General features: G+C 63.6%; 13 protein-coding genes. 3 read left to right on the top strand and 10 right to left on the bottom strand.

Annotated features, from left to right (window positions below; translation table 11 throughout):
- Positions 1-8 precede the first annotated feature (8 nt).
- The 3 genes from pbpC to CEJ45_RS00915 form a co-directional block, all read right to left on the bottom strand.
- Positions 9-2297 carry a penicillin-binding protein 1C gene (pbpC, locus tag CEJ45_RS00925; protein ID WP_088753380.1) on the bottom strand — a complete coding sequence of 763 codons (2289 nt, stop codon included), beginning with the start codon at positions 2295-2297 and terminating at the stop codon, positions 9-11.
- Positions 2297-8188, bottom strand: a complete 5892-nt coding sequence (locus CEJ45_RS00920; protein ID WP_088753379.1) for an alpha-2-macroglobulin family protein — start codon at positions 8186-8188, stop codon at positions 2297-2299. The genes pbpC and CEJ45_RS00920 overlap by 1 nt, the downstream gene beginning before the upstream one ends.
- A 110-nt stretch (positions 8189-8298) precedes the next feature.
- Positions 8299-9180 carry a LysR substrate-binding domain-containing protein gene (locus CEJ45_RS00915; protein WP_088753378.1) on the bottom strand — a complete coding sequence of 294 codons (882 nt, stop codon included), beginning with the start codon at positions 9178-9180 and terminating at the stop codon, positions 8299-8301.
- A 134-nt stretch (positions 9181-9314) separates the two neighbouring features.
- On the opposite strand from CEJ45_RS00915, the gene CEJ45_RS00910 reads away from it, so the two are divergent.
- The 3 genes from CEJ45_RS00910 to CEJ45_RS25040 are packed head-to-tail and all read left to right on the top strand — an operon-like array spanning position 9315 to position 11346.
- The gene (locus CEJ45_RS00910; protein ID WP_088753377.1) at positions 9315-10496 is read left to right on the top strand and encodes an MFS transporter; all 1182 of its coding nucleotides are present in this window, start codon (positions 9315-9317) and stop codon (positions 10494-10496) included.
- A gap of 18 nt (positions 10497-10514) precedes the next feature.
- The gene (locus CEJ45_RS25045; protein ID WP_241517259.1) at positions 10515-11009 is read left to right on the top strand and encodes an NAD-dependent epimerase/dehydratase family protein; all 495 of its coding nucleotides are present in this window, start codon (positions 10515-10517) and stop codon (positions 11007-11009) included.
- Positions 10924-11346 (top strand): Rossmann-fold NAD(P)-binding domain-containing protein, encoded by a 423-nt coding sequence (locus CEJ45_RS25040; protein ID WP_241517258.1) that lies wholly within the window; start codon positions 10924-10926, stop codon positions 11344-11346. The genes CEJ45_RS25045 and CEJ45_RS25040 overlap by 86 nt, the downstream gene beginning before the upstream one ends.
- A 96-nt stretch (positions 11347-11442) precedes the next feature.
- Here the strand turns inward: CEJ45_RS25040 and CEJ45_RS00900 are convergent, their stop codons facing one another.
- The 7 genes from CEJ45_RS00900 to hfq all read right to left on the bottom strand — a co-directional run bounded on the left by CEJ45_RS00900 (position 11443) and on the right by hfq (position 18520).
- A complete protein-coding gene (locus CEJ45_RS00900) occupies positions 11443-11973 on the bottom strand; it encodes a phosphoribosyltransferase (protein ID WP_034332511.1) in 531 nt (176 codons plus the stop codon).
- Between the two features lie 53 nt (positions 11974-12026).
- Entirely contained in the window at positions 12027-13340 is a 1314-nt protein-coding gene (locus CEJ45_RS00895) for an adenylosuccinate synthase (RefSeq protein WP_088753376.1), read from the bottom strand.
- 3 nt (positions 13341-13343) lie between these two features.
- Positions 13344-14504, bottom strand: a complete 1161-nt coding sequence (locus tag CEJ45_RS00890) for an ATP phosphoribosyltransferase regulatory subunit (protein WP_088753375.1) — start codon at positions 14502-14504, stop codon at positions 13344-13346.
- A gap of 271 nt (positions 14505-14775) precedes the next feature.
- The gene (gene hflC / locus CEJ45_RS00885; protein ID WP_088753374.1) at positions 14776-15669 is read right to left on the bottom strand and encodes a protease modulator HflC; all 894 of its coding nucleotides are present in this window, start codon (positions 15667-15669) and stop codon (positions 14776-14778) included.
- On the bottom strand, positions 15669-17027 hold the full coding sequence (gene hflK, locus CEJ45_RS00880) for an FtsH protease activity modulator HflK (protein ID WP_088753373.1): 1359 nt from the start codon (positions 17025-17027) through the stop codon (positions 15669-15671). The genes hflC and hflK overlap by 1 nt, the downstream gene beginning before the upstream one ends.
- A gap of 89 nt (positions 17028-17116) precedes the next feature.
- Positions 17117-18241: a GTPase HflX gene (gene hflX, locus CEJ45_RS00875; protein ID WP_088753372.1), complete on the bottom strand. Its 1125-nt coding sequence runs from the start codon at positions 18239-18241 to the stop codon at positions 17117-17119.
- A gap of 39 nt (positions 18242-18280) precedes the next feature.
- On the bottom strand, positions 18281-18520 hold the full coding sequence (gene hfq, locus CEJ45_RS00870; protein ID WP_006463311.1) for an RNA chaperone Hfq: 240 nt from the start codon (positions 18518-18520) through the stop codon (positions 18281-18283).
- Positions 18521-18544: the final 24 nt, after the last annotated feature.

The raw sequence follows: 18544 nt of genomic DNA, 5'->3' as shown, positions 1-18544 counted from the left end.
CGCGCGCTTCATTTGCGCGCTGTTGCGCCTGCCTTGGGTTCATTGCGCACGACCGCGCCCCTGACTTCGAAGCGCACGCTATCGAGCGGCTTGCCCTGCTTGTCCTGCAGCACCAGCACATGCTTGCCGGGCCAGGGCATCCAGTCGAAGTCCAGCGCCTCTTCCCCGGCGGGGGTGGCGCTGGCCGCCACCTTCTGCGCCTGGACCCTGCCCGATTGCATGACCTCCTGCGGCATCATCTTCCCATCCAGCACCCAGCGGCTGCCTGCAGGCGCGCCCTGGGCGCGGAAGCGGATGCGCTGCCGCGCCGCCGGGATATCAGGGTCCAGCGCAGCGAGCATGCCTGTCGTGGGATAAGTGATGGCCGGACGAATATCGCGTGCATGTGCCAGGCGGATCTCGGCCTGGGCGGTGCCCGGTAAAAAGTATTCGGTGCGCGCCGCTTCCACATCCTGCTCGTAACGAATCGTCTGCGCCTGCACGCCGGCAGGTTTTGCGGGTGGTCCATTGCCCGCATCGCGTGCACCGTTGCGGCCTCGTTCATGGAGATATTGCATGACTTCCTGCCACACCGGCGCCGCACCGGTCACACCGGACACGTCCCACATGGGCGCGCCGGAGGCGTTTCCGACCCATACCCCTACGGTATAACGCGAGGAATAGCCGACACACCAGTTGTCGCGCATGTCCTTGGAGGTGCCGGTCTTGACTGCCGTCCAGATCCGCGTCGACAGCGCATTCTCCAGGCCGAAGGTACGCGCGCGCGCACTGCGGTCGGAGAGGATGTCACCGACGATCCAGGCCGCATCGGCATCCATCACCTGCGTGGCGCGCGCTGGCGTGCGTGCTTCGTCCAAGCGCGTGCGCAAAGGCGTGTAGCGGCCCTGGTTGGCCAGCACGCGATAGGCATTGGCCAGGTTGGCCAGCGTGACGTCGGCGCTGCCCAGCGCCAGGCTGTAGCCGTAATAATCGCCGCTCTCGCGCAGGTTGAAACCCAGCGCCTGCAAGCGGCGGAAGAAACGCTCGGGCGTGACCATCACCAGGGTGCGCACGGCAGGGATATTGAGCGAGGAACCCAGCGACGTGCGCAGGCTCACCAGTCCCTTGTATTGCTTGTCGTAGTTCTGCGGAATGTAGAGCCCGGCCGAGGTGGCCAGGTTGACCGGGGAATCATCCAGCAGGGACGCGGCCGTCAGCCACTTCCTTTCGATGGCCAGTTCGTAGAGGAAGGGCTTGAGCGTCGAGCCCGCCTGCCGTTGCGCCACTACCCCATCCACATTGGCGGCGGCCGACAGCGGGCCGCTGGAACCGACCCAGGCCAGTACCTCGCCGGTGGCGTTGTCGATGACGATGACGGCGCCATCCTCGATGTTGCGCTCGGCCAGTCCGGCCAGTTGATGACGCAGGGCTTGCGTGGCAAAGCGCTGCAAGGGCGCATCCAGCGTGGAGCGCAATTGCTGTCCCGGTGCCTTCAACAGCTTGCGGGCCAGATGCGGCGCCAGCTGCGGTGAATCGCTCGTCCCCGGCAAATCCCGCTTGGCCGACACGCGCGCCAACGCCAGCTCGGTGCGCCCGTCCATGCCGCTGCACTGCTCGCCCGCACCCTCTTCCTTGAGGATGGCGCAGGCGCGTTCGGCCACGCGGCGCGGTGTCGCATTGGGCGCACGGATCAGGGCCACTGCGATGGCGGCCTCGCCCTGGTCGAGTCCGCTCGGATGCTTGCCGAACATCACGCGCGACAGGGCGTGCACGCCCACCAGCTCGCCCCGGAAAGCGACCAGGTTCAAATAGGCTTCCAGGATCTGGTCCTTGCGCCAGTTGCGCTCCAGCGATTGGGCAATCCATGCCTGCGATACCTTTTGCGTGAGCGAACGCGCACCGGACTTGCGGCGCAGGTCGTCATAGATCAAACCCGCCAGTTGCATCGTGATGGTGGAGGCGCCGCGTGTCTTCGTATTCCACAGGTTGCCCCAGGCCGAGGCAGCCACGGCGCTCCAGTCGATGCCGCTGTGCTGGTAGAAACGCCGGTCTTCGGAGGCGACCAGGGCATGCCGCAGCGCCGGGGAGACGTCCTCCACGTTGACCCAGGACAACTTGCGCTCATCCATGTTCACGCGCATGCGATGCAACAGCTCGCCATTGCGGTCCAGCAGGCTGGCCTCCGACGGCAGGAAGTCGCGCTGCACTTCGCTGAAGGAGGGGACGGCACTGGCCGCAGTCGGCATCAACAAGGCCAGCACCAGCGCGCTCATCGAAACCAGCGCGCCGGGCCGAACACTGCATGCGGTCATGCGCATCACTGCGCCGCCTTCACGACCAGCTTGCCGTTGGGGATTTCACCGAACATCTCGGGTGCATACATCGCTTCCACCCGCGTGGGCGGCAGGTTGAATTCACCCGCATTGTTCAGGCGCACCGTGTAGCTGATGCTGGTGCGGCCCTTGGGCATGGCCTCGTAATACGCGCGATAGGCTTCGAAGCTGCGCTCTTCATAGGCCAGCCAGCCCATGCCGCGATCACGCGGAGCCTCCTGCTTGCCCTGCGCGATGGCGGAGTCACGGCCCAGGCCGGAACCCAGCAGGGTCGCACCGCCCGGCACCGGATCGCTCACCACGACCCAGGTCATCTCGGCTTGCGCGTCGATGTCCAGCGTCACCCGCAGCACATCGCCGCGTGTATATACACCGGCCTGCTTCTGCTCGATGGCCTCGACCTTGCGGGTGATGCGATAGCCGGCCGCAAACGGCTGCTTCAAGGGGACCGCCGCCAGGCTCTGCAAGGTCACCCATGGCTTGCCGTTACCGTCTTGCGCCAGGCGCACGCTGCCACCCTGCGCATTGCCTTCCGGCCAGGGCAGCTGCAGCTTGCCGCCATTGGCGGCGCCGCTCCAGGCCAGGCTCTGGGTGGCCGTGCTGGCACCGTTCTGCTCCAGCCTGGCGCGGGTGGTGCCGGTGACGGGTTCGGATTCGAACTTGCGCGCGAATTTCTCCAGTGCCAGGCTGCCCCAGACGTTGGCCGTGGTGGTGCTCCAGTGCCCGCGCTGCTGGCGGCCGATGGCACCTGCGATCAGACGCGGCAGGTCCTCGCGCCAGGCCGGGTTGTTCAACTCCAGCAGGATCAGGCGGTTGGCGTTGGCATCGGCGCTGCTCATGAGCCACCACCAGTAATCGCCCTCTTCATTGGAGAAGCCCATGCGCTTGCCCTGGAAGTTCAGGCGGGCGCGCAGGATCTGGTCGGCTTGCTCCAGCTTCTTGTCGCGCTCGGGGATGGCGGAGACGCGCTGCAGGATGCCGATCCAGTCCAGCAGGCCGGAAGTGGGCCAGGCGTTGAGGTTGACCTGGATCGAGCCCAGCATCGCCGGCTGCACACGGTTGTAGCGCGACAGCGCTTCCAGGGCGGCCAGCTTGCGCACGTCCAGGTCCTTCTGCGGCGACCAGAAATCGCGCATCACCTTGCCCTCCACGAAGGCCGCGAGTCCATCGAGCATCTTGTCGCGGCTGGCTTGCGGAATGGCATAGCCGGCTTCGTTGGTAGCGGCCAGCAGATAGGCCGTCAGCGTATCGCTGCCACGGCGCGCGCCACTGTCGGCGGGCGGGAAGTAATACGCCAGGCCATCGCCATCCAGATAGGTCGGCAGGTCCGCCACGATCTTCTGCCATGCGGCCTCATCGCGCAGGCCAATGGCCTTGGAGGTCTTCTGCTCCAGGCAGGCGAAGGGATAGTTGACGAAGTAACGCGTGAGCGCATCGCTGCCACCGGCCAGGCTGGGCTTGAGCGAGAGCGCAAGGCCGCCGCGTCCCGGCAGGCTGTCGGCAGGTCGCGCCACATTGATGGCGGCACTCTTGTCCAGCTGGAACAGCGTGGCCTGCTGCACCGTCACCGGTACGGCCGGAACCACGCGCTGGGTGAACTTCATCGCATCGCGTGCTTTCTGGCCGCCCTGCTCCTGGGCGCTGATTTCCCAGGCCAACTGGCTGATGCCCTCCGGCGTCTGCACCGGCCACATGACTTCGGCCGACTGTCCGGCAGCAATCTTCACCTCGCGTTCAGGCAGCGCCAGCGTGCTCGCCGGGGTACTGCCTTGCGCACGGGCGGCGACCTTGATCGTCATATCGTGCGTGGTGGTGTTGCGCACGGTGACGCTGCCGTTGAAGCTGTCGCCCTCGCGTACCAACGGTGGAAGACCGGAGATCACTTGCACATCCTGCGTGGAGCGGATACTGATGCTGCCGGTGCCGAAATCGCTGATGCCATTCTCGGCGATGGCGACGATGCGGAAGGAGGTCAGCGCATCATTGAGCGGTACATCCAGTTGCGCCCTGCCCTCGGCATCCAGGGTGACATTGGGCTTCCATACCAGCAAGGTATCGAACAGTTCGCGCGTGGGCGCACGGCCACCGCCGCCACCGGCAGGCGTGGCCTTCTTGCCGTAGTGACGCTTGCCGACTACCTGCATCTGTGCGGTCGAGGTTTCGACGCCATAGCTGCGCCGTTGCAGCATGGCGCGCAGCACGTCCCAGCTGCCATTGGGTTGCAACTCCAGCAGTGCCTCGTCGACGGCGGCCAGGGCGAATTCGCCACCGGCGGCGGGCTTGCCGTTGGGCAGTTTCACCTGCACCTGCACCTTGGCCGTGGCACGGATGGGATAAGCCGGCTTGTCAGTGCTGACGGCCACTTGCAGACGATGGCCCGCATCACCGACGTTGACTTCGGCGATGCCGAATTTCCAGGCCGGTTTGGAGAGATCGACGATGGGGCCCGGACCCTGGTACTCGCGGAATTCATGCCACCAGTTGATCGGTTCCTTCCAGCCCCAGATGAAGAAGGAATACCACGGCACCTCGCGCATGCGACCACGCACGGCCAGTACCGACACATACACGTTGGGGCCATACTCGGCCTTCATCGGTACGCTGATGGTGGGGTCCTGGCCGGACAGCTGCACCACCCGCGTGTCGATGACGCCCTCACGCTCCACCGCGACCAGGGCGGTCGCGTAGCGGAACGGCATGCGGACCTGGAAGTTGGCGGTCTCGCCGGGCTGGTAGTTCTTTTTCTCGGGGAGGATGTCGATGCGGTCCTGGTTCTCGCCATCGAACCAGACTTCGCCGCGTCCGGTGACCCACACCGAGGAACGGGCGGCGGACGCATTGCCATTGCCATCCTTGGCGCTGGCGATCAATTCCACATTGCCCGCTTCGGACAATTCGGTATCGCAGGTGAACATGCCGTGCTGATCGCTCTTGCCGGAGCAGAGCTTGCCCAGGTCTTGCTTGCTCTCATCGTTTTCATAAGCGTAGAAACCGCCGACCATGCGCTTGCGGTGCGAATTGGTCTTGCGCGCCAGGCCACGGATTTCTACCGGCACGCCAGCTTGCGGCTGGCCTGCGGTGTTGAGGGTGACGGCGGTCAGCGTGAGCTTTTTCTTGACCGAGACCCAGTTGCCGGTGCGCAGGCCCACCACCACCGCCGACGGCCACAGCGGCGTGACGTTGGAGATGGTCTGTACTTCGCCATTGGGGTCGCTGTAGGTCATCTCGGTGAGCAGTTCCTGCGGACGCTGCAGCGCGGGCAGCTTGCCGATGACGGCGCGGCCGGCACCGTTCTTGTCGAGCGTGACGGCAAGCTTGTCGGCGACGATCTTCTGGTCGTCGGCATTGCTGTCGTCATCGTTGCGGGGGGCATCGAAGGAGAAGCCGTCATAACCGGTAATGTTGACCGAACGTGACCGCAGCAAGGACGACACCTGTACAGCCTGGTTGGCGGCGGCACCGCCATTGATGTAGTTCAGTTGCAGATCCAGCGGCATTTCCTTGATGGCCACTTGCGCGCCCTTGGGTGGCGTGATGCGTCCCTGCATCAAGGGCAGGCGGAATTCCTCCACACGGAAGCTGCCGGTGACATAGGTGCCACGGCCGTAGCCGGATTCATTGTCGCCGTCATCGGATGGGCCATTGGCATTGCTGCTGGCAGCGGTGTCCACGGTGCCCTGGTCGAGCACGACCTCATAGCTGCCCAGCTTGGCTTCCTTGGGCAGGGTGAAGCTGGTCTCGGCGCTCTTGTTGCCGCGCCAGCTCAGCGGGAACTGGTATTGCTGGCCGCTGCCGAGATGGCTGATGCGCACGCGCGTGGGCAGGTCTTCCTTGCGCATGAGGCCGAAGCCCTGCATGGTCTCGGTGCGGATCACGTGCTTCATCGAGACGGTCTCGCCGGCGCGGAACAGGGTGCGGTCAAAGATGGTGGTAGCGCGCGTGGTCGCCGACTTGTCCATGTCGGTGGGCACATTGAACCGCCAGGATTCGATCCCCTCGTTCCACGAGGTCAGCGCAAAGGCCATGTCCTGGCGCCCCTTCTCGTCGGTCTTGCGCGCGCTCACGAAGAGGCCGCTGATCTTGTCGGCATTCTCCGCGCTGTAGCCGCGGTTGACGCAGGCATCTTCCAGCACCGGCATCATGGCCACCCCGCTGGCGTTGGTCTTGCCCTGCCAGAGCTGGGTGCCGTCGCAGTTGGAGACGCGGATCTCGGCATCGGCGACCGGCTTGGCATCATCCAGCCGGGTCACCCAGACTGCGCCATTGGCGCGGCCCAGCTTGACGTGCACCGACAGGTTGGTCACCAGCGCGCTGGTGCGCACATACATCGGTTGCGGCTTGCCCAGCAGCGACGCGCCCAGCTTCTGGGATTCCAGTTCGACCACGTAGAAACCGGGGTCCTTCAGGGAAATGCCGATCACTTCAAAGGGCCATTCGCCCTCCTTGGCATCCTTCTGTGCGGGCAGATCGAGTTTCTTGGCACCTGGTTCCTTGGCGAGCAGGCTGACGCTGCGCGTGTCGACCTTCTTGGGATCGCCCCACTTCTCGTGAAACTTGTTCAGGCGCGTGAGCCAGGCGATGACGGCCTTGTCTCCATCGACCTTCAGGTCGGCGACCTGGCCGGGCATGGCGCGGCCATCCTTGCCACGCACGAGCAGCCCGGCTTCCACGCGGCGCAGCGTGACTGGCAGCGTGGGATCGGCGTTGAGTTCGATGATGCCGAAGGGCGCGGCCGGGAATTTGGCCAGCGGCGGGAAATCGGCCAGCGCCGATTTCAGCGGGAAGGCGCCCGCATTGGCCAGGGCGCGTCCATCTTCATCCTTGAAGCCGGAAGGCAGGCTGATGGTGAAGTCGGATTTCTCGGGGAACGGCGGCTTGAAGCGCAGTTCACGCACCGCTTCGTCCTTGTCGCCTTCCAGGGTCGGCTTGATCTTGCCGGTGGTAGCGTTCATCACCACCTGTTCGGCCAGCTTGCGCGGCACCGGGGCCGAGAACGACAAGGTGACCGGCAGGATGGGCGAGCAGGCGGCGTTGGCGTTCTCGCGCTGGCACGACAGGCTGGCGGCGAATTCGCTGCGCACCTGGAAATTGAAGACCTGCGGCTTGGAGGTGACGATGGAAGGCGCATTGGCGGCGGCGATGCCGCGATCCCAGACCAGTTTCACGTGCGCCTCGTTGGGCAGGCGCTGCTGGCACTGCACGATGGTCACCGACGCCGGGTCCACGCCTTTGGCGAACTGCTGCAGCAAGGCCTTGCGATCCGCGTCGCCGACGGCCTTGGTGGGGATGCGCTCATTGATGCCTTCGGCTTCGCAATACAGGTGTTCGCGCACCGTGGCCTCGGCGGCCGGCCCGTTCTGGAACAGGATGAAGGCCTGGTCTTCCGCGATCACTGCGCTGCTGTACGGTTCGACGCGGCTCACCGCCGGGCCGCCGGTACTGAACTGGAAGCGGGTCTTGCCGCCGACCGTATTGCCGGCGACGGAACGCGCATCCGCGCGCAGGTTGAAGCTGCAGCGGGTGCCTGGTGGTAAATCGCGCTCGAAGTCGTAGACCCAGTTCTTGTCATCGGCCCAGCGTGCCGTTCCGCTGATGGCGCAATCGGCGTCGAAGGGCGAGGCCGCCTTGGGGTCGCCGAACTTGACCATGGATTCCGAGAAACGCGCCCGCACCTGGCGGATGCGCTGCACTTCGCCCTGCGGTGAAAAGGACAGCACGCTGGCATTGGCCGCATACGCAGCCGGTGCGGTGAGCGCCGTGGCCGTGCCCAGGCCGAGCAAGGCCGCGCCGGCCAGCAACAGCCCCCGCAGCGGTGCGCGGCACATGGCCGCAATCGATGGACGGCGCGTGGCCATGCCGTTTTCCGTTTGCTTCATCTTGTTCTCTCCGGATCAATCTTGTCTTGTTGTCTTGATGACAGCCACAGGATCCTTCCCCCTGACGGCAGTTGGCGCTCAGACTGGAATAACGGCAAAACGTTTCCGATTTACAGCTTGCATTGCAAAAAATCGAGGAAACAGCTGATACGCCGGGACAGTTGGGTGTTGTGGTAATACACGGCCGAAATCTTCTGGCGGAAGCCGCTATCGTAATGATCCAGCACCCGCACCAGCCGCCCCGCTGCGAGGTCGGCTTCGGTCATGAAGTCGGACAGGCAGGCGATGCCCTGCCCCTGCAAGGCCAGGTGGCGGAGGGTTTCGCCGCTGGAGGCGCGGATGGCCGGACGAACCTGGTAGCGGTCTCCAGCGGTGTGGCGCAGCGGCCAGTAATTGAGGAGGTCGGGTTGGGAAAAACCGATCAGCTGGTGCTGTTCCAGCGCTTCCACCGACTCCGGCGCGCCGTGGCGAGCCAGGTAATCGGGACTGGCCACGATGTTCAGGCGCGCCGAACTCAGGGGCCGTGCATGCAGGGTGGAATCCTGCAGTTCACCGATGCGGATGGCAATGTCGGCGCGCTGCTCCACCAGGTCGATGAAGCGGTCATTGGTGGTCAGCTCCAGTTCGATGTCCGGATAGGCTGCGCGGAAAGCCCCTACATGCGGAACAATACAATGCAGCATGAAAGGCACGGCCGCATCCACACGCAGCTTGCCAACCGGCTTGCGGGTGCGCATGCGCACCGTGTCTTCGGCTTGCTCCATGGCGGCCAGGATGGCGCGCGCCTGCTCCAGGAAGGCTTCGCCCTCTTCGGTCAGTTCCATGCGGCGCGTGGTGCGGGTCAAGAGGCTCGCACCCAGCTTCTCTTCCAGCCGCGACAACGCCCGGCTCACCCCTGAGGTGGTCTGCTCCAGCACTTCGGCGGCCGCCGAGAGCGTGCCCGCCTCCACCACGGCGACGAAGGTGCGCAATTCCTCGGATTGAATGCTCATTGTTGACTCCGGATCAAATATTCTTTGATTGTAACGGCATTTTTCTCAACAAAGACTGCGCGCACAATCCTTCATATCGCTGGCAATCCATTCCGGATCGGCCGGCCTGAACCCCTCACCTATCAAGGATTGCCATGCCAATTGCACTTTGGGCGCTGACCATCAGCGCATTCGCCATCGGGACTACCGAGTTCGTCATCATGGGTCTGCTGCCGGAGGTAGCGACCAACCTGGGCGTGAGCCTCTCCTCGGCCGGCCTGCTGGTGACCGGTTATGCGCTGGGCGTGTTCGTGGGCGCCCCGCTGGTCACGGCCACCACCGGACGCCTGCCGCGCAAGACCTTGCTGATCGCCTTGATGGTGGTCTTCGTCATCGGCAACCTGGCCTGCGCCATCGCGCCGGGTTATGCCACGCTGATGATCGGGCGCGTGGTGGCCTCCTTCGCCCATGGCGCCTTCTTTGGTGTCGGCTCGGTGGTGGCCACCAGCCTGGTTCCCAAGGAAAAGCAGGCCTCGGCCATCGCCCTGATGTTTACCGGCCTGACGGTGGCCAACGTGTTGGGCGTACCCTTCGGCACCTGGCTGGGCCAGATCTATGGCTGGCGCGCCACGTTCTGGGCCGTCACCGTCATCGGCGTGATCGCGCTGGCTGCGACCGCCGTGCTGGTACCGCGCTCGCAAGGCGGTGAAGACGCCAACTTCGGCAAGGAAGTGCGCGTGCTGATGCGCCCGCAGGTCATGCTGGGACTGTTGATGACGGTGCTGGGCTTTGGCGGCGTGTTCGCGGCCTTTACCTACATCGCCCCGATCCTGACCGACATCAGCGGCTTCCCGGCGTCGGCGGTCTCGCCCATCCTGCTGCTGTTCGGCCTGGGACTGGTAATCGGCAACCTGGCCGGCGGCAAGCTGGCCGACCGCAAGCTCATGGCCACCCTGCTGGGCAGCCTGGTGCTGCTGGCGGTGGTGCTGGTGCTGTTCGGACTGACCAATGAAAACAAGATCGCCGCCATCATCGGCGTGGGCCTGATGGGCATGGCAGCGTTCGCCACCGTGCCGCCCCTGCAAATGCGCGTGCTGGAAAAGGCGACCGGTGCGCCCAACCTGGCCTCCTCGGCCAATATCGCCGCCTTCAACCTGGGCAATGCTGCAGGTGCCTGGCTGGGTGGCGTGACCATCGATCATGGTCCGGGCCTGCATGCCGTGCCTTACGTCGCGGCGCTGCTGCCGCTGGCGGGGATCGCCGTAGCGCTGGTGAGCTGGAAGATGGACGCCCGTCCGGCAGTCCTGGTCCGCACCGAACGCTCCACACCCCTCTGATCACTGACGGAGCCTGCCATGACCCAGTCCCCAAACGCCTCACAAACGCAGCGCCAGACTGCCCTGGTAGTGGGCGCCCACGGCGTGATCGGCAGCCAGCTGATCGCGCACCTGTTGTCCCTGCCGCAGTGGGAGGTGATCGGCCTGTCGCGCCGGGGTGGCGAGCACCGCAAAGAGCAGCGGCTGCGCCACGTCTCCGTGGATCTGCTCGATGCCGGCGATGCGAAACGCCAACTGGCCCCGCTGGAACAGGTCACCCACGTGTTCTATGCGGCCTATCAGCATCGCCCCAGCTGGAGCGAACTGGTGGCCCCCAACCTGGCCATGCTGCAGAACACGGTGCAGACGGTAGAGGCTTATGCCCCCGGCTTGCGCCATATCAGCCTGATGCAGGGCTACAAGGTCTATGGCGGCCAAGCTGGTCGAAATGACCGATGCCAGCCTGCTGGCCAAAGGCACCGTGTGGGCGGCCACCACCGAGGCGGCGGCCAACCAGGCCTTCAACATTGGTAATGGCGACCTGTTCCGCTGGAGCGAGATGTGGCCCAGGATCGCCCGTTATTTCGGCATGGAAGTGGGCACGCCGCTGCCACTGAAACTGGCCGAGGTGATGGCGGACAAGGCGCCCCTGTGGGAAAGGATCGTCACGGCACACGGCTTGAAGCAGCATCCTTATGCTTCACTGTCGGCCTGGGAATTTGCCGATTTCGTGTTCTCCTGGGACTACGACATGTTCGGCGACGGCAGCAAGGCCCGGCGCCTGGGCTTTCATGAGTATGTGGAGACGGAGCAGATGTTCTATCAGCTCTTCGATACCTTCAAGGAACGCAAGGTCATTCCGTGGTCCTGACGGGCTGACACTGCCATCAATGGACGAAAAAAAGAGCTTGCCGCGGCAAGCTCTTTTCACGTCTGACGTCAGCTTCAATCAATCCAAAGCGAACGATCAGGCACCCTTCTTGATCCAGGCGGCCAGCTGATGCGGACCCAGGCCGTCATATTCTTCGAACGGCTGGTGAATCCACGGGTTGGTCGGCAGGTAGTCGATGTGGAAATCGGGTTCCACGACCGAGCAGGCCTTCCACCACAACACGGCACTCTTGATCTCGGTGACGGACGGGTAATGTTCCTTCAGGTGGACCATCACCTTCTGCAGGGTGACGCCGGAATCGACCAGGTCGTCCACCAGCAGGATGCGGCCACCCAGGGTTCCCTTGGTGATGGTGATGTACTTGGCGATGTCCAGGGAGCTGCGGATGGTGCCGGCAGCTTCACGGTAGGAGCTGGTCGAGAGAATGGCCAGCGGGACATCGAAAATGCGCGACATCACGTCACCCGGGCGCAGGCCGCCGCGCGCCAGGCACAGCACCTGGTCGAACTGGTAGCCGGATTCGTAGACCTTCAATGCCAGTCGTTCGATCAGGCGGTTGTAGTCGTCCCAGGAGACCCAGAGGTCTTTGTCGTCAGAGATCTTCATATTGTTGATTGCTTCGTAGTGCCTTGTGCCCTAGCGGGCGATTGCGTGGTGAATTACTTGAACGGATGGCGCAGGACGATGGTCTCTTCGCGGTCCGGGCCAGTGGAGATCATGTCGATGGGCACGCCCACCAGTTCCTCGATGCGCTTGATGTAAGCGCGGGCGTTGGCCGGCAGAGCGTCCAGCGTCTTGGCGCCGACGGTGGTCTCGGACCAGCCGGGCATTTCTTCGTAGATCGGCTCGCAGGCAGCGGCTTCTTCAGCGCCGACCGGGAAGATGTCGACGGTCTTGCCGTTGAGCTTGTAGCCGGTGCACAGCTTCAGCGACTCCAGGCCATCAAGCACGTCCAGCTTGGTCAGGCACATGCCGGAGACACCGTTGATCTGCACCGAGCGCTTCAGCAGGGCGGCATCGAACCAGCCGCAGCGGCGCGCACGGCCGGTGACGGTACCGAATTCATGGCCGACCGACGCCAGGTGCTTGCCGGTGCCGGCATCCGTCGGCAGTTCGGCCGGGAACGGGCCCGAACCGACGCGGGTGGTGTAGGCCTTGGTGATGCCCATGATGTAGTGCAGCATGCCCGGACCCACGCCCGCACCGGCGGCGGCATTGCCGGCCACGCAGTTGCTGGAGGTGACGAACGGGTAGGTGCCATGGTCCACGTCCAGCAGGCTGCCTTGCGCGCCTTCGAACAGGATCTTGCCGCCGGCCTTGTGGATGGCGTACAGGTCGCTGGAGACGTCGGTAACCATGGGCTTGATGCGCGGCACGTTGGCCAGGGCATCGTCCAGTGTCTTCTGGTAGTCCACCGGCTGGGTCTTCAGGTAGTGGGTCAGGACGAAGTTGTGGTAGTCCAGGTTGGCCAGCAGCTTTTCGGCAAAGCGCTTTTCATTCAACAGGTCAGCCACGCGGATGGCACGACGGGCCACCTTGTCTTCGTAGGCCGGGCCGATGCCCTTGCCGGTGGTACCGATCTTGTCCACGCCTCGGGCAGCCTCACGTGCCACGTCCAGGGCCACGTGATACGGCAGGATCAGCGGACAGGCGTCCGACACCTTCAGGCGCGAGCAGACTTCCACGCCGGCGGCTTCGAGCTTGTCGATCTCGCGCAGCAGGTCGGGCACCGACAGCACCACGCCGTTGCCGATGTAGCAAGCCACGCCTTCGCGCATGATGCCCGAGGGAATCAGTTGCAGCGCAGTCTTCTTGCCGCCGATGACCAGCGTGTGGCCGGCATTGTGGCCGCCCTGGAAACGCACCACGCCTTGGGCGTGATCGGTCAGCCAATCGACGATCTTGCCCTTACCTTCGTCGCCCCATTGCGTACCGATGACGACGACATTCTTTGCATTGCTGTTCTGTAACATGACTCAACCCAAGTTTTTGATAATCCAGTTTCCATTGCTGAAATCGAGTGCGCGATCGCAATCGAATTCGTCCTGATCGTTTTCGTGGCCGGGAAGGCTTTGGATCACGATCTCTCCCGCTTGCCGCAATTGCGCTATTATCTCACGCAGACCGGCGTCCCTGCCCCAAGGGGCGAGGATGGCGCGTTTTCGTTCTGCGCCCGGCATCAGTCGTGCCAGTTCACGCAGGTCCAGGGAAAAGCCGGTGGCCGGCCGCGCACGACCGAAAGCTTCACCCACATGGTCGTAGCGGCCGCCGCGCACCACCGCATTGGGCAGGCCCGGCACATAGGCGGAGAACATCACGCCGCTGTGGTAATGATAGCCGCGCAGGTCGGCCAGATCGATGGTGACAGCCGCGCCTTCATGGCCGGCCGCCAGTTCCACCAGGGCCTGCAGCTCGTCGAGCGCCTGGCCGATGCCGGGCAGTGCCGGCAAGGTGATGCGCGCACGGGCGATGACGGAAATATCGCCGTACAGGTTGGGCAGTGCCAGCAAGGCGGCGCGGGTACCTTCCTGATAAGAGGCGGTGATTTCCTTCAAGCCGGGGACGTCCTTGGCCTGCAGCAGCCCGAAGAGCTGGGCTTCGTCACGCTTGGCATCGGTGTCGTTTGCGATGATGGAGCGCAGCACGCCGACGTGGCACAGGTCCAGGCGGATGGTGCGCATGCCGGCCAGGGCCAGCGAATTCAAGGCCAGTTCCTGGATCTCGGCATCGGCTTCGATGCCGGCATGGCCATAGATCTCGGCACCGATCTGTATCGGTTCGCGGGTGGCGTGCAAGCCCGTCGGGCGCGTATGCAGGACGCTACCCGCATAGCACAGGCGGGTGACCGAAGCGCGATTGAGCAGGTGGGCGTCGATGCGCGCCACTTGCGTGGTCATGTCGGCGCGCACGCCCAGGGTGCGTCCGGAGAGCTGGTCGACCAGCTTGAAGGTGCGCAGGTCGGTGTCCTGGCCGGCGCCGGTGAGCAGCGATTCGAGGTACTCCAGCAGCGGCGGCATGACCATTTCGTAGCCATAGAGGCGGAAATTGTCGAGCAGGCGCCGGCGCAGTTCCTCGATCTTGCGCGCTTCGGAGGGCAAGACATCGGCGATGTTTTCGGGAAGAAGCCAGTTAGGCATAAACAAAAGTCAAAGCAGAAAAAAACGGTTTGCGTACTTGCGTGATGCGGACAGCCAAAAGACAAGCGGCCGTCCAGACGAACAATCGGGGCGGTCCGGGAATGCCTGCCGCCCCTCTTCTTGCGTTCCGGGAAAATTGCATCCCGGCACATTGTGTCCGACCAAAAAAGGAAAGATGCCCTTTACCAGCGGCATCCATCCGGTTTGTCCTGCCCGCCGGACCTGCTCGGCGGCGCATAACTGTTCACATTATCGCCTGATAAGCGGATTTTTACTTCTTCGCAGCGCTGGCAGTGCCGCCGCCCACTCCCTTGAAGTACTTGAAGAACTCCGAGCTGGGATCCACCACCATGACATCGTGACGGTTCTTGAAGCTGGCGCGGTAGGCTTCGAGGCTGCGATAGAACTTGTAGAAGTCCGGGTTCTGGCCGAAGGCCTGGGCGTAAATCTGGGACGCCTTGGCATCGCCGGCACCACGGATCTTTTCGGATTCGCGATAGGCTTCGGCCAGGATCACCACGCGCTGGCGGTCAGCGTCGGCGCGGATCTTTTCGGATTCAGCAGCACCGGTGGAACGCAGCTCATTGGCCACCCGCACACGCTCGGACTTCATGCGCTCGAACACCGAGTTGTTGATCTGGTCCACGTAGTCCACACGGCGCAGGCGCACGTCGATGACTTCCACGCCGATCTGCTTGGCTTCGTTGGCCACGCGGGCCTGGATGGCATCCATGACGTTGTTGCGCTGGCTGGAGATGACTTCACGCACGGTGCGCTTGGTGATCTCATCGTTCAGCGCCGCCTTGACGATCTGCGACAGGCGGTCCTGGGTGCGGCGCTCGTCAGCCCCGAAGCTGACGAAGTACAGGCGCGGATCGACGATGCGCCACTTGACGTAGGCATCGACCAGCACGTTCATCTTTTCAGCGGTGATGAAGCGGTCGGCGTCCGGCGTATCCAGGGTCTGGATGCGCTTGTCCAGGTACATCACGTTCTGGAACGGCGGCGGCAGCTTGAAGTGCAGGCCGGGTTCGCTGATGACCTGCTTGACTTCACCCAGGGCAAAGACGATGGCCGAGGAACGCTGGTCGACCACGAAGATGGTGGACGAAGCCAGCCAGATCGCCACGACGGCGACGATGACGGAAGTGACGAGGCGGCCCATCAGCGCACCTCCCTATCACGCGCATCACGGGGATCGCGGTTTCTCGAATCTCGCATCAGCTCGGAAGAATACACAGTGTCATTTCCTGCAGTCGAAGTGGTGGACGCCGTGCCTGCCGAGGGCTGCACGGCCGACGATGCCGGCGCCTTGCCGCTGGTCGGGGCCGCGTCGGAGGCGCTTTGCTGGATCAGCTTGTCCAGCGGCAGGTACAGCAGGTTGCTGCCATTCTTGGCATCGACCATGACCTTGGTGGTATTGGCGAAGATCTGCTGCATGGTTTCCAGGTACATGCGGTCGCGGGTGACGGCCGGAGCCTTGGCATAGGCTTCCTGGACCTGGGTGAAGCGAGAGGCATCACCTTCGGCGTTGGCGGTCACGCGGGAGCGGTAGGCTTCAGCTTCTTCCAGCAGGCGCGAGGCGGCACCGGAGGCGCGCGGGATCACGTCGTTGGCATAGGCCTGGCCTTCGTTCTTGAGGCGTTCACGGTCCTGGCCCGCCTTGACGGCATCATCGAAGGCGGCTTGCACCTGTTCAGGCGGCTGCACGCCCTGCATGGTGACGTTGGTGATCTGTACGCCCGACTTGTAGCGATCCAGGATCTGCTGCATGCGCTGGCTCACGTCGAGCGCGACCTTTTCACGGCCTTCGTAGAGAACGAAGTCCATCTTGCTGCGGCCGACGATTTCGCGGATCGCCGTCTCGGCCACCTGGCGCACGGAATCATCCGGATCACGGTTGTTGAACAGCCATTCAGCGGCATTCTTGAGCTTGTACTGGACGGCAAACTGGATGTCGATGATGTTTTCATCATCGGTCAGCATGAGGGATTCCTTCAACTGCTTGTTGCGCACATTGCCGCGATAACCGATCTCGGCGGTACGCACCTGCGACATGTTGACGATCTCGTGGCCCTGGATGGGATACGGCCAGCGCCAGTTGAAGCCCGGCAGCGTGGTGTGGCTGTAGCGGCCGAAGGTAGTGACCACGGCGGTCTGGCCTTCCTGCACGATGAAGAAGCCGCTGGCCAGCCAGAGGAAGGCCACGATCACGGCGATGACGCCCACGCCGATGCCGGCACCCTTGACGTCGCCCCGATTGAAGCCGCCGCCACTGTTGCCGCCGTCGGAACCACCACCGCCCTTGCGGCCCAGGAGGCCGGCGATGCGCTGGTTGAAGTCGCGCCAGAGCTGGTCGAGGTCAGGCGGACCGTCGTTGTTGCCGGACGGTTTTTCGGGCCGTTTGTCGCCGTTACTTCCGTTATTCTGATTCTCGCGGTTGTCGTTCTGCGAACCACGTCCCCATTGGGGGTCGTTCAACGAAAACTTGACACCGATTTTCCTGAATAAAGACACAAGCATGCGTTTGCGTTCCGGCTGAAGTGATGGATTAAGAGAATCTGGGAGGAATGCGCGCCAGGAACGTGCAACGAGCCGTCCCCTCGAACGGCTCAAGCGTGCATGTCTTCGGAATCGACTGGCTGGGAACGGCTGCGACCCCTGGCCTCCAAGGCGGCCTTGAGCGAAGCGGCGATCGCTTCGCGCAGCAGATCCAGGCCAGCACCAGACTTGGCACTGACGAAAACCCGCTGGATTTTACCATACTCGTCATACTCGACCGTCGGTTCCAGACCGGCGGCGTCGATCTTGTTCCAGACCAGGATCTGCGGCACGTGGTCGGCACCGATTTCCTTCAAGACCAAGTTGACCTGCTCGATCTGCTCCATGCGTACCGGACTGGCGGCATCCACCACATGCAGCAGCAAGTCGGCGTGGATGGTCTCTTCCAGGGTCGCCCGAAACGCCTCCACCAACTGGTGAGGCAATTCGCGGATGAAACCCACGGTGTCCGAAATCACCACGTGCCCGACCTCGCCCAGGTAGACGCGACGGGAAGTCGTATCCAGCGTGGCGAAGAGCTGGTTGGCGGCATACACGCCGGCTTTGGCCAGCGAGTTGAAGATGGTCGACTTGCCGGCGTTGGTATAGCCCACCAGCGAGACGGAGAACGTTTCACTGCGCCCGCGCGCACGACGCTGCGTGGCATGCTGCCGGCGCAGCTTGGCCAGCACTGCGCGCAGCGCCTTGACGCGCTCGCCCAGCAGGCGGCGGTCGGTTTCCAGCTGCGTTTCACCAGGACCGCGCAGGCCGATACCGCCCTTCTGGCGCTCCAGGTGAGTCCAGCCGCGGATGAGGCGAGTGGACAGGTGCTGCAACTGGGCCAGTTCGACTTGCACCTTGCCTTCGTGGCTCTTGGCGCGTTGCGCGAAGATATCGAGGATCAGGCTGGTACGGTCGAGCACGCGCACCTTCAGGACCCGCTCCAAGTTGCGTTGCTGGGCCGGTGAAAGGGCGTGATTGAAAATGACCAGTTCGAGCTGGAGATCAGCGACGGCGTCCGCAACTTCTTGCGCCTTGCCGGTACCAACGAAGAGAGCGGCATCCGGACTGGCACGGCGGCCGGTGATGGTAATCACCGGTTCCGCACCAGCCGATTTTGCCAGGAGGAAGAGCTCATCCAGACTAGCGGCGAAATCGTTCTTGCCGAAGTCCAGGCCGACTAACGCGGCACGCATGTCAAAATGCCCACGGCGTCAAGCCGGCCAGGTAGACCATTATTCGTCGGACGAGGATTCGAGACTGAGGTTGACCGCACGTGCAGGCACGACGGTAGAGATGGCGTGTTTGTAAACCATTTGCGTAACGGTGTTACGCAGCAGGACCACGTATTGATCAAAAGACTCCACATGGCCTTGCAGCTTGATGCCGTTGACCAGGTAGATAGAGACGGGAACGTGCTCTTTTCTCAATGCGTTCAGGAATGGGTCTTGTAACAATTGCCCTTTGTTGCTCATGGCAGCTCCACGGTGTTGTTGTGA

The sequence above is a fragment of the Herbaspirillum aquaticum genome (assembly GCF_002213425.1).
Lineage (GTDB): Bacteria > Pseudomonadota > Gammaproteobacteria > Burkholderiales > Burkholderiaceae_D > Herbaspirillum > Herbaspirillum aquaticum.
This window is presented reverse-complemented; position numbering and strand designations above follow the sequence as displayed.

Coding starts and splice junctions, on each gene's coding strand:
- hfq (WP_006463311.1), bottom strand. CDS start 18,520: ATGAGCAACAAAGGGCAATTGTTACAAGACCCATTCCTGAACGCATTG.
- hflK (WP_088753373.1), bottom strand. CDS start 17,027: ATGCTTGTGTCTTTATTCAGGAAAATCGGTGTCAAGTTTTCGTTGAAC.
- CEJ45_RS25040 (WP_241517258.1), top strand. CDS start 10,924: ATGACCGATGCCAGCCTGCTGGCCAAAGGCACCGTGTGGGCGGCCACC.
- CEJ45_RS00910 (WP_088753377.1), top strand. CDS start 9,315: ATGCCAATTGCACTTTGGGCGCTGACCATCAGCGCATTCGCCATCGGG.
- CEJ45_RS00900 (WP_034332511.1), bottom strand. CDS start 11,973: ATGAAGATCTCTGACGACAAAGACCTCTGGGTCTCCTGGGACGACTAC.
- CEJ45_RS00890 (WP_088753375.1), bottom strand. CDS start 14,504: ATGCCTAACTGGCTTCTTCCCGAAAACATCGCCGATGTCTTGCCCTCC.
- CEJ45_RS00920 (WP_088753379.1), bottom strand. CDS start 8,188: ATGAAGCAAACGGAAAACGGCATGGCCACGCGCCGTCCATCGATTGCG.
- hflC (WP_088753374.1), bottom strand. CDS start 15,669: ATGGGCCGCCTCGTCACTTCCGTCATCGTCGCCGTCGTGGCGATCTGG.
- pbpC (WP_088753380.1), bottom strand. CDS start 2,297: ATGCGCATGACCGCATGCAGTGTTCGGCCCGGCGCGCTGGTTTCGATG.
- CEJ45_RS00915 (WP_088753378.1), bottom strand. CDS start 9,180: ATGAGCATTCAATCCGAGGAATTGCGCACCTTCGTCGCCGTGGTGGAG.
- hflX (WP_088753372.1), bottom strand. CDS start 18,241: ATGCGTGCCGCGTTAGTCGGCCTGGACTTCGGCAAGAACGATTTCGCC.
- CEJ45_RS00895 (WP_088753376.1), bottom strand. CDS start 13,340: ATGTTACAGAACAGCAATGCAAAGAATGTCGTCGTCATCGGTACGCAA.
- CEJ45_RS25045 (WP_241517259.1), top strand. CDS start 10,515: ATGACCCAGTCCCCAAACGCCTCACAAACGCAGCGCCAGACTGCCCTG.